At 67.2% G+C, this 12,393-nt stretch carries 3 protein-coding genes; 1 reads left to right on the top strand and 2 read right to left on the bottom strand.

The window, feature by feature from the left end; genetic code table 11:
* Positions 1-8,717, bottom strand: an 8,717-nt coding sequence (locus Q343_RS14640) for a DUF7927 domain-containing protein (RefSeq protein ID WP_162175487.1), incomplete at its 3' end; no start/stop codon positions are given.
* A gap of 286 nt (positions 8,718-9,003) precedes the next feature.
* Between Q343_RS14640 and Q343_RS0112475 the strand changes: the two genes are divergently transcribed.
* Positions 9,004-10,341, top strand: coding sequence for an AI-2E family transporter (locus Q343_RS0112475; RefSeq protein WP_081829827.1), 1,338 nt, complete (start codon positions 9,004-9,006; stop codon positions 10,339-10,341).
* 74 nt (positions 10,342-10,415) lie between these two features.
* Here Q343_RS0112475 and Q343_RS0112470 read toward each other — a convergent pair whose 3' ends face one another.
* The gene (locus tag Q343_RS0112470) at positions 10,416-12,302 is read right to left on the bottom strand and encodes an alkyl/aryl-sulfatase (protein ID WP_052367198.1); all 1,887 of its coding nucleotides are present in this window, start codon (positions 12,300-12,302) and stop codon (positions 10,416-10,418) included.
* Between the last annotated feature and the right edge of the window lie 91 nt (positions 12,303-12,393).

Raw genomic sequence — 12,393 nt, 5'->3', positions numbered from 1 at the left:
AGGGACTGGACCGGCACCGTCTCCGTGCAGTCCGGATCCTCCGAACCCTCGGGGCAGTTGCTCCCCTCCGGCCCGACGACCGCGTTGTCCAGCACGCCGTCGGCGTCGTCGGCCAGCGGGTCGTCCACCGTCACCGAGTAGGTGATCGTGACCGTCTCACCGACCGCCAGCGGGCCCGTCCACGTCAGGTCCGGCCGCGCATAGGCCGGAGCAGGCGGCGTCGACGTCACGACGGACGACATCGCGGTCGCGTCGTCGTTGTACGTCGCATCATCGAGCACGTCGGTCAGGTCGTCGACCATCGTGGCCGGGTTCAGCATCGTGTACGGCGCATCCCCGGTGTTCTCGATCGTGACCGTGTAGGTCACGACATCACCAGGAAGCACCGACCCGGCCGCGTCAGAGGTCTTGGCGACCTCCGCCCGGCGCACCGGCACCGTCTCGGTGCAGTCAGGGTCCTCCGAATCCTCTTCACAGTTGGACTCCGGCGGACCGACCACCGCGTTGACCAGCGACGCGTCGCCCTCGTCGGGGTCGTTGACCGTCACCGAGTACGTGAGCTCGACCGACTCACCGGCAGCCAGGCCACCGGTCCACGTCAGCACCGGCTCGGTGTAGTCGAAGGTCCCCGTGTCGGGGTTCGCCGACGCGTCGTCGTTGTACGTCGCGTCGTCGAGTACGTCGGTCAGGTCGTCCGAGACCGTCAGCTCACCGTCGGCGTAGTCCACCGTCCCGGTGTTGGTGATCGTCACCGTGTACTGCACGGTGTCTCCGGCCGTGACGGACCCGATCGCGTCCGACGTCTTGACGATGTCGAGCGAACGCACCGGGGTGGTCGTGGTGCAGTCCGGGTCCTCGCTGCCCTCGGGGCAGTTCGAGCCCGGCACGATCACGACGTTCGTGAGCTCGCCGTCCGCGCCGGGCCCCGGCGGGTCGTCGACCGTCACCGAATAGGTGATGGTCACCGACTCACCGACCGCCAGCGGACCGGTCCACTGGAGGAACGGGTCGGCGAAGACGAACTCGCCGGACTCCGGCGCCGCCGCAGCGTCGTCGTTGTACGTCGCGTCGTCCAGCACCTCGGACAGGTCGTCGGCCACCTTCAGCGGGAACGCGTCCGTGTAGTCGATCGGCCCGGTGTTGGTCACCACGACCTCGTAGGTCACGACGTCGCCCGGGATCACCGACTCACCGGCGTCGGAGGTCTTGACGACCGACGCGGCGTGCTCGGGGATCTCGGCGGTGCAGTCCGGGTCCGCGGGAATCTGGTCCGGGTCACAGTTCGACTCGGGCGGGCCCACGACGGTGTTGGACAGGATCTGGTCGCCGGCCGGCGGGTCGTCCACCGTCACCGAGTAGGTGATCGTGACCGTCTCACCGGCCGCCAGCGGACCCGTCCAGGTCAGCACCGGCTCGGTGTAGGTCGGCGCCGGCGGGACAGCACCCGTCGACGTCGCCGCCGCGTCGTCGTTGTACGTCGCGTCGTCGAGCACGTTGGACAGGTCGTCGGTGATCTCCACGAGGTCCGGGTCGACATAGTCGACCGCACCGGTGTTGGTCACCTCGATCGTGTAGACGATCGTCTCACCGGCATCGACCTCACCGTTGTCGTTGTCCGAGGTCTTGACGATCTCGAGCGAACGCACCGGGGTGGTCACGGTGCAGTCCGGGTCCTCGCTGCCCTCAGGGCAGTTGGTGCCCGGCACCACGACCGTGTTCTCCAGCACCCCGTCACCGGGCTCTGCCAGCGGGTCCTCGACCGTGACCGAGTAGGTCAGCTCGACCGACTCGCCGGCCGCGAGCGGGCCCGTCCACGTCAGCACCGGCTCGGTGTAGGCGAACGTTCCGCTGTCAGGGTTGGCCGCCGCGTCGTCGTTGTACTCCGCGTCGTCCAGGACTCCCGTCAGGTCGTCGCTCACCTGGACCGGGGTCAGCACGGTGTAGTCGAACCCGCCGGTGTTGGTCACCGTGACCGTGTAGGTCACGGTGTCGCCCGCGGCGACCTCGCCGGCTGCGTCCGACGTCTTGACGACGTCCAGGCCGCGAACCGGGGTGGTCACGGTGCAGTCCGGGTCGGTCGAGCCCTCCGGGCAGTTCGAGTCCGGGCCGGTGACCGCGTTCTCGAGCACGCCGTCGGCGTCCTGGCCTGGCGGGTCGTCGACGGTCACCGAGTAGGTGATCGTCACCGTCTCACCGACCTCCAGCGGACCCGACCACGTGATCGTCTCGGACACGGCGCTGGCCACCGGGGCCGGCGGGGTGGTGTCCCCGTCCGACGTCGCCGCCGCGTCACCGTTGTACGTCGCGTCATCCAGGACACCCGACAGGTCGTCGGTCACCGTCGCCGGGTCCTCGACCGTGTAGGGGGCCTGACCGGTGTTGGTCACCTCGACCGTGTACGTCACCACGTCACCCGGGGCCACCGACTCGACCGCGTCAGACGTCTTGAGGACGCCCAGCTCACGGATCGGTGTGGTCACCGTGCAGTCCGGGTCGGCCGGGTCCTGGTCGGGGTCGCACGAGGACTCCGGAGGCCCGACGACCGTGTTGGCCAGCACGCCGTCGGTGTTGTCGGCCAGCGGGTCGTCGACCGTGATCGAGTACGTGATCGTCACCGTCTCGCCGGGCTCCAGCGGGCCCTGCCACGACAGCTCCGGGTTCTCGTACTGCGGAGCCGGCGGGACGTTCGCGACGATGTCCGACGTCGCGACCGCGTCGTCGTTGTACGTCGCGTCGTCCAAGACGTCGGTGAGGTCGTCGACGACGACCGCCGGGTCGAGCAGCGTGTAGTCCACCGACCCGGTGTTCGTCACCGCGATCGAGTACGTCACCACGTCACCCGGAGCCACCGAGTCCCCGGCGTCGGAGGACTTGTCGATGTCGAGCGAACGCACCGGCACCGTGTCGGTGCAGTCCGGGTCGTCGGTGTCCTCGTCACAGTTGGAACCCTCGGCCACCAGCGCGTTGAACAGCACGCCGTCCGCGTCGTCGCCGGGCGGGTCGTCGACCGTCACCGAATAGGTGATCGTCACCAGCTCCCCGGGGGCGAGCGGGCCGAACCACGTCAGCACAGGCTCGGTGTAGTCGAACTCGCCCTGATCAGGGTTCGCGACCGCGTCGTCGTTGTACGTCGCATCGTCCAGAACGTCCGTCAGGTCGTCGAAGACGTACGCCGGTACCGCGTCGGTGTAGGCGCTGTCACCGATGTTCTCCACCGTGACCGTGTACGTCACCGTGTCACCGGGGAGCACCTCACCCACCGCGTCGGACTCCTTGGTCAGCTCGAGCAGCGGCTCCGGGACCGTCTCCGAACACGCCGGGTCCGGCGGACTCTGGTCCACGTCACAGTTCGACTCCGGCGGACCCACGACGGCGTTGTCGAGCTGACCGTCCGCATCCGGGCCCGGCGGGTCGGTCAACGTCACCGAATAGGTGATCGTCACCGTCTCCCCGACCTCCAACGGACCGGCCCAGCTCAGCTCCGGGGCAGTGTACGTCGGCGCCGGCGGCGTGTTGCCGCCGATGTTCGACGTCGCCGCCGCGTTGCCGTCATAGTCGGCGTCGTTGAGCACGTCCGACAGGTCGTCGGAGATCTCCACCAGATCCGGGGCCACATAGTCCACACCACCGGTGTTCGTGACCTCGATCGTGTACTCGACCGTGTCACCGGGCTGGAGAGTCTCGGGCCCGTCGGCGGTCTTGAGGATGTCGAGGGCCTTGACCGGCACCTGCGTGGTGCAGTCCGGGTCCGCCGGGTCCTGGTCCTCGTCACAGTTCGACTCCGGCGGGCCCACCACCGCGTTCTCCAGGTTGCCGTCCGCGTCCGCGCCCGGCGGGTCGTCGACCGTCACCGAGTACGTGATCGTCACCGTCTGCCCGGCCGCGATCGGCCCGGACCAGCTCAGCGTCGGGTCCGCGAACGTCGGGTCGTCGACCGCCGCACCGTCCGAGGACACCGCTGCGGCGTCGTCGTTGTACGTCGCATCGTCCAGCACCCCGGACAGGTCGTCGGAGATGTCCGCCGGGTCGGCCACCGTGTAGTCCGCCTCCCCGGTGTTCTCGAGGGTGATCGTGTACTCCACGGTGTCACCGGCGAGGACCTCCCCGGCGGGGTCGGCCGACTTGGTGATGTCGAGCGAACGCGAGGCCACCGACGTGGTGCAGTCCGGGTCCGCCGGGTCCTGGTCGGGGTCACAGTTGGACTCCGGCGGACCCACGACGGCGTTGTCGAGCAGACCGTCCGCACCGTCGCCCGGCGGGTCGTCGACCGTCACCGAATACGTGATCTCGACCGTCTCACCGGCAGCCAGCGGGCCGGACCAGCTCAGCGTCGGGTCCGCGAACGTCGGGTCGTCGACCGTCACACCGTCCGAAGAGACCGCGGCCGCGTCGTCGTTGTACGTCGCATCATCCAGCACCGCCGACAGGTCGTCGGAGATCTCCACCAGATCCGGGTCGGCGTAGTCCACCTGCCCGGTGTTCTCCACCGTCACCGTGTATGTCACCACGTCACCTGCGGCGACCGAACCATCAGCGTCGGAGGCCTTGGTGATGTCCAGCGCCTTGACCGGAACCTGCGGGTTGCACTCAGGATCGGTCGAGTCCGGCGGACACGTCGACTCTTCCGGGCCCGTGACCGTGTTGTCCAAGATCCCGTCACCGTCCTCGGACAGCGGGTCGTCGACCGTGACCTGATACGTGATCGTGACCGTCTCACCCACGTCCAGCGGGCCCGTCCACGACAGGACCGGCTCGCTGTAGCTCGGCACCGGCGGCGTGTTCGCCACAATCGACGACGTCGCGTCCTCGCTGCCGTCCACATACGTCGCGTCGTCCAGCACGTCCGTCAGGTCATCGGTCACCGTCACCGGGTCCAGGGCGGTGTAGGCATACCCGCCGGTGTTCTCCACCGTGATCGAGTACGTCACCGTCTCACCGGCCAACACCTCATCACCGGGGTCGGCAGACTTCGTGATCTCCAACGACTTGATCGGCACCAGCGGGTTGCACTCCGGCGCATCCGGGGTGTCCTCACAGTTCGAGAACGGTGCCGTGACGACGTTGTCCAGCACCCCGTCCCCCGTCTCGGACAGGGGGTCCGCGACCGTGACCGTGTACGTGATCGTCACCGTCTCCCCTGCCGCGAGCGGACCCGACCAGGTCAGCTCCGGCTCCGTGTACGACGGGGCAGGCGGGGTGTTGCCGTCCACGTCGGAGGTCGCGGTCGCGTCGTCGTTGTACGTCGCATCATCAATCACACCCGACAGGTCATCGCTGACCGTCGCCGGGTTGGACTCCGTGAAGTCCACCGCACCGGTGTTCTCCACCGTGATCGTGTACGTCACGTCCTCGCCCGGGGCGGCCTCCGTCGTCGACGGCGTCTTCTCCACCACCAGCTCCGGCTCGACCACCGTGACCAGATAGTCCTCCACCTCACCACCGGTCCACGCACCCGTCGGCAACGGCGTGTCATTACCGCCCGCGAACAGGCGCAGACGCAGATACGTGTCGTCCGTCGACGTCGGCGCCGGCAGCGTCAACGCATAGTCCGCCGCCCCCGACTCGGCCGGCACCGTCACGACATCGCTGATCTCACCGTCATCGAAGACACCGTTGTTGTTCACGTCCAGCCACCCGACGAGCGTCGCGTCGGTGAGGCTGTCGTTGGTTGCCGTCACGTTCGTGACGAACGGGCTGTCCAACCCAGCAACCACCGGCTCGGCGATCGCGGCCTCATCATCGACGTCCGCGAGGTCGTCCCCGTCAGCACCGACCGTCGGGACACCGTCCTCCTCCACATCCACCGTGGTCGAGTCACCCAGCATCAACGGAGCCGTGTTCGTCGTGTCGTCGTAATCGATCACCCCATGGCTCGCACCACCCGAGGCATCCAACGTCCCGAACGTGTCCGGAGCATCACCGAAGTCACGCGGCAGCTCCTCCAACGTGATCGGCCAGTCCTCGACCTCACCCGAATCCACACCCGGACCGATGTCCGACGTGTCCGTCGGGAGATCATCACCCGGCACCAGCGCCGCACGAAGACGCAGATACGAATCGCCCGGCACCGCATCCGCCGGCACCGACCACGTCAAGACCGCATCCCCCGTAGCCAGACCCGTGTCGATCACCGACCGCTCATCCTCGTCAAACGTGCCGCTGAGGTCGAAGTCGATCCACCCCGCCAACGCCGCACCATCAGACGAGTTATTCGTGATCGGAATCGTCAGAGTCGACTCGTCCGCGTCGACGTTGACCGTCGGGTCCTCGGTAAACGCATCATCCTCATCCAACCCCGCCGACACATCAGGCTGACCGTCCGTCTCGATAGTGACCGTGTCACCGATCGTCAGCAGCGGGTCCGCCGGGTCGTTCGTGACGCCGTGGAAGGGACCGGTGGACTCGAGAAGCGTCTGGTAGCTGTCGGGCGCGTCACCAAAGTCGATCGGCAGCGGTCCCGGGCATCGCGACCCGTCGTTGCCTCCGGATGCCGGGCCGTAGGAGAAGAACGCCGCGGGCTCCGTGGGATCGTTCATGTTGAAGCGCCAGATCTGGCCGGTCCCGTTGTTCGAGGCGTAGAGGAAGCCGGAGTCGTCGGTGTAGGTCGCGCCCCATGCCTTGCCCCCACCCGGAGGGTTCGACGGGTTGATGTTGTCTGGAGCCTTGATCACGCCGTAGTTGTTCTCGTTCACGAGATTCACGTTGTCGACCGACGGGTCCAGAGAGAAGAGGACCGTTGAGTTGTTGCTCGAGTTGTACCCGACCGACCACAGCTTGCCGTCGTAGTACGACCAGTCGTCGCCGGGCTGAAGGTTGTTGTTTCCCGTGCCGTACGACGTGTCGCCGTCGAGCACGCGCATGAAGGTCGGCGAGGACGGGTCGACGTCCACGGACAGCCACGCTGCTCCCGTGTTCTCCGAGGTCGAGCCGTACCAGATCCCCTCCGGCGAGACGTCGCCGATGTTCACCCCTGACGAGAACGACCCTGTTCCGAACGGGACGTCGTCGAAATTCGGACTGCCATACAGCACCTGCTCCGAATAGTCCGGCGAGGTCGCGACGATCTCGGGCGATGTCGTCGACTCGTTCAAGTTTCGACTGCCCCAGAACCAGCCGTCCAACGCGCTGTACCCCACGGCGTTGATGCTGTGCTCGGGGACCTCACCCTGGTCGACATAGTCACCCGTGATCAGGTTGAGGTCGAAGACCGTCGTCGGCGGGCTGTCATCCGTGGCCTGCCAGAGCTGCGCGGTCGAGGAGCACTCGACCGGCTCGACGTCCTCGAACGCGATCGACGTGTCACCCGGGGGGTTCAGGCCGATGAGTTCCATGTCGTCAGGGCCGTTGGTGTACGTGCCCGCGACGTCGGAGGTGACGCCGACCGTGACCGTGCAGCTGACGAGGTTGGGGTCCACGAGGTCGCCGCCGTCGAGCGCGACCGTGCCCGCCGCCGAGTCGACCGTGACCGTACCGTCGCCGCACGTCGTCTCCGAGGTGCCGGTGAGCTGCAGGTTCGAGTCGTTGATCGTGTCGGTGAAGCCGAAGTCCTCCTTCGGTCCCGACGGTGTGTCCTCCCCGAGCACCGGGTCGTAGGTGTTCGTGATCGTGAAGGTCAGCGTGCCGTCGGTGCCGGTCGGGTAGATGCCGTCGCTGCCCGGTCCTGGATAGGAGCTGAACTCCTTGTCGATCTTCGGCGTGGTGTCGAGGACGACCAGGTTGTCGAAGGCGCTGTCGTTGCCGGTCGTCGCCGACTGGTCGTTGTTGATCCGGATTCCGAGGGTGTCGCCGGTCGACCGCAGCGCCTGGTCACCGAGGAACGTCCCGACCCGGATGGTCCGCTGCCGGCCGACCGCGGTGCCAGCGCCGCCTCCCTGGCCGTACGTGAAGACCTCGCCCAGAGCGCCGGGGTTGCACGAGTTGATCGCGTTCGAGAAGACGGGACTCTCCGTGCCGTCCGACTGCGTCAAGTAGATCTGCGGGATCGCCCCGACTCCGTTCCCCGCCGTGACGACACAACTCATCGCCGCGATATCGACCGACGCCTGGTAATAGCGCCCCGGGTCGACGTCGATCGGCTCGTCGAACTCGAGCATCGTCCCCGGCGTGATGGTCGAAGCTGCCGTGTAGGAACTCACCACGTGGTTCTCAAGTGGGTCGTCCGGATTGCCCAGATCGACGTCGATATAAGGGTAGTCAACGGCATTGCTCCCGTAGGGAATATTCAGGTGGTACTGGCCCATCGCCTTCGCGATCAACCGAACCGAGTTGAACGAACGCGCGTCGCCGCACGCCTGTCCCGGACCGCTGAGCGGGAGTGGGCCGTCCAGAGAGAGATTTGCGTAGTTCAGTTCGCCGTGGGCCGCGACGATGAAGCCGTTGCAGTAGGTGCCCGCCGCCCACTGCGGGTCCGCCGAATACGTCGTCGTGCCGTTCTCGTTGACGTACCCAGGCTGGAAGTCGGCCGCGGTCCCGTCGTCACCGAAGGGGTACTCCGTCAGGGTCTGGACGAAGTCGTCGGCGTCCCACGCCGCCTCGTCCGACCCACCACCGGTGCCCACCGGCTCCTGCCACGTGACGTTCTCAAAGTTCTCCGCGTAGAAGTTGGTCGGCGCCTCCATCACGCCCGGGCTGCCCGGGACGGCCTCGGCCGCCGGGAGATCGTTCGCCAGCGGCTCGTAGACCACGGGCGCGGCGACGAGTCCAAGCGTCAGAACCAACGAGCTTCCGACGGCGCCGGCCAGACCCTGGCGGCGCACCGCTCTGATCCCGGTCTGGCCACTCCCGCCACGGCGTGCATTCGTCGATCGAGCCACGGTCTTTCCCCCATCGGTGGACGGCATGCTCGTCGGCCCTGACGAGCGCTATGCACACCATTGGCACATTGCATTCTCAGGTTCGCAACAGGAAACCCAGATACCCTCGGTTTCTGTCGGGAAAGACCGATAATTTCTGTCTTCACAAACAACTCCGCCACGCCGCCCGCACGCGAGTAGTCTCCGAGGCATGAGCGACGACGCAGTCCCCCCGCCACGCTCCGGCCCGTCGGGCGCCGAGGCCGAGCGAGACGCGGATCGGCGCGAGTTCCGAGCCGTCCAGCACGACACCCGGCGCCCGCCGCGCTGGCTCCCCCGCGCGCTGTTCTGGGCGGTACTCGCCGTTTTCGCCGGAATGTTTGTCTATTACGCATTTGGGCAGCTGACGGGACTGCTCACCAACATTCTGATCTCGTTCTTCGTGATGCTGATGCTCGAGCCGCTCGTGGTGTGGTTCGTCCGACGCGGGTGGCGCCGCGGAATCGCCGCTTTCGTCGTGCTGATCGGTGCCATTCTGACCGCGGCCGCCGTGATCGCCATCTTCGGCAACCTCTTCGTCCAGCAGCTCGTGCAGCTCGTGCAGTCGGTGCCCGACGCCTACGCCGAGATCGCCGTGTGGGCCGACGAGACTCTCGGCGCCTCGCTCCCCGAGTCGGAGGAGCTGTTGCGCCAGGCACTGGGCACCTGGGGCAACGACGTGGCTGCCGGTGCCCTCATGGTCGGGGCGAGCGTGCTCGGCGTCGTCTTCTCGTTCTTCATGATCGCCCTGATCGTCTACTACCTCCTCGCGGCCGGCCCACGGTTCCGGCAGTCGATCTGCGCGTGGCTGACTCCGCACCGGCAGGAGGAGGTGCTCCGCCTCTGGGAGATCACCCAGGTCAAGGTCTCCGACTTCATCAACTCGCGCGTGGTCCTCGCGACGTTCTGCACCGTAGCGACCAGCATCTTCCTGCTCATCATCGACACGCCGTACGCGCTCCCCCTCGCGCTGTTCACCGGCGTCGTCTCGCAGTTCGTGCCGACCATCGGCACCTACCTCGGTGGTGCGCTGCCGACCGCGATCGCACTCACCTCCCAGGGGGTCCCCGAGGCGATCGGCGTGCTCGTCTTCGTGATCGCCTACCAGCAGGTGGAGAACCTGATCCTGGCGCCGAAGGTGACCGCGAGGGCCCTGGAGATGAACCCAGCCGTCAGCTTCGTCGCCGTCATCGGGTTCGGCTCGGTCTTCGGCGCCGTGGGCGCCTTCCTCTCGCTCCCGATCGTGGCCACCTTCCAGGCCGCGGCCAACACCTGGTTCACGCGGCACGAGCTGGTGGAGTCACACCTGCTGCGTGACCCCGAGACGCCGGGCAGCCCGCACGACGGCGCGGGCGACGCGGAGTCCGGGACGTCGGACGACGAGTCGACCCCGTCCAGGCCGGGCCTCTTCGCGAGCCGTGCCGACCGTCGTCGTGCCGCCAACCTGCGGGCCGCCCGCGAGGCCGCGCGGACGGTCGACGAGCGCCGTCGCGACAAGATCGACGAGTAGCGCCCGGCGCGGATGCCCCGACCCTGGCACGACGAAGGGCCCCTCGCCGGTGCGACGGGCCCTTCGTCATGTCGTCACGGGGTGACGATGTCGAACCAGAAGTCGAACACGTCGAGCAGGGCGACGAACTCGCGGACGGCGGTGATGTCACCGTCGACCTGCACGTCGCCGTTCTCGACGGCGTCCGGGATGTCGGTGGTCCCCAGCACGACCGCGTCCAGGACGGAACGGTCGAACGTCAGGGTGGCCTGGACGTCGTCGGACGTCCCGGGGCGGTGGTTGAGCACCCCGTTGCCGAGCTCGAGGACGTACTTCTCGTCAATGTCGGGCAGGACCACCGCGAACGTGGACGAGAGGTTCACGGCCTCCGGCGCCTTGATCCGCATCGCGATGTAGTCGAGGAACATCGAGACCGACATGGCGCGGACCGAGTCGGCGCTGGCCGTGACAAGCACGTGCTGCTTGCGGATGCCATCACGCAGCTCCATCGCACCGGTGAGGTAGAAGTTGCGCCACGTGCCGTTCTCCGCCTGGTACCCGAGCTGCTCGAACGTGTCGGCCTGCAGCTCACGGGCCTCGGTGTTCTCCGGCTGGGCGAAGATGAGGTGGTTGAGCACCTCGGCGACCCAGCGGTACTCGCCCTTCTCGAAGTCGGCACGAGCCTTCTCGATGATCGCGTCGGCGCCGCCCATGTACTCGACGTAGCGCGGGCCGGCGTCGACGTGCTCGAGCGGGTTGAGCGTCGCGGGGTTCGCGTCGAACCAGCCGAGGTAGTAGACGTACGTCGACTTCACGTTGTGGTTGATCGACCCGTAGTAGCCGCGGTTGGCGAACCGCTGGGCGAGCGCGTCGGGCAGCTCGATCTGCTCACCGATCTCGACGGGGGTGTAGCCGTTGTTGGCGAGCCGCACCGTCTCGTCGTGCAGGTACCGGTACATGTCCCGCTGGGACTCGATGAGGTCGCGGAGCTCGCCGTTGCCCCAGGTGGGCCAGTGGTGGGAGGAGAAGAGCACCTCGGCGTCGCCGAACAGCTGCAGCATCTCGTGCAGGTGCTTGGACCAGATCAGCGAGTCGCGGATCTTGGCACCACGCAGCGTGTAGAGGTTGTGCTGCGTGTGCGTGACGATCTCGGCCCCGCAGAGCGCCTTGTGGTCGGGGAGGTAGAAGCAGAGCTCGGCGGGGGCCTCGGCACCGGGCGTGTGCTGGAAGACGATGCGGACGCCGTCGACAGTCAGTTCCGTCCCGGTCTCGGAGATGATGTCCGTCGGGGGGATCAGCGTGACCTCCCCGGCCGACGTGACCTGGCCGAGTCCTGCACCGACGGAACGGTCCGGGCCGTACCCGACGATCTCGCCGTACATGTAGGACTTGCGCCGCGCCATCGCGTTGCCGAGCATCACGTTCTCGCTGACGGACTCCTCGAGGAAGTCCACGGGAGCGATGATCCGCACGTTGCCGGCCTCGACGTCCTCGTCCGTGACGAAGGCCCGCACGCCGCCGTAGTGGTCGATGTGCGAGTGGGTGTGGATGACGGCCGTGACGGGCAGGTCCTCGACATGCTCGCGGATCAGGTCGTAGGCGGCCTTGGTCGGCTCGACGCTGATCGACGGGTCGACGACGATCCAGCCCTTCTCACCACGGATGTAGGAGGCGACCGAGAGGTCGAAGCCGCGGGCCTGGTAGATGCCGTCGGCGACCTTGTAGATGCCCGCCTTGGACACGAGCTGGCTCTGGCGCCACAGTGACGGGTTCACCGTGTCGGGCGACTCGCCCTCGAGGAAGCTCCACCGGTCGAAGTCCCAGGCGACGTCACCTTCGTCGGTGAGCACCTGCCCGGTGGCGCGGACGACCAGACCGCGGTCCGCATTCTCGAAGTCGGTCGTGTCGTCGAAGGGGAGCTTGTCTCGCACAGCCCGGTTCGCGCGGATGGTGGCCTCGGTGGCTGGCTTTGGTGTGCTCATATCGCTCTCCTTCAAGACGAGTTGGTGAGAATGACGTTACTCCTTCGTTATAATCCTGCAGCGCGGAGGCACGGGCTCCACAGACTCTTCA

Origin of the sequence: Paraoerskovia marina DSM 21750, assembly GCF_000701465.1 — a bacterium.
Lineage (GTDB): Bacteria > Actinomycetota > Actinomycetes > Actinomycetales > Cellulomonadaceae > Paraoerskovia > Paraoerskovia marina.
Note: the sequence above shows the minus strand (reverse complement) of the source record. Positions and strands in the feature narration are given on the sequence as shown.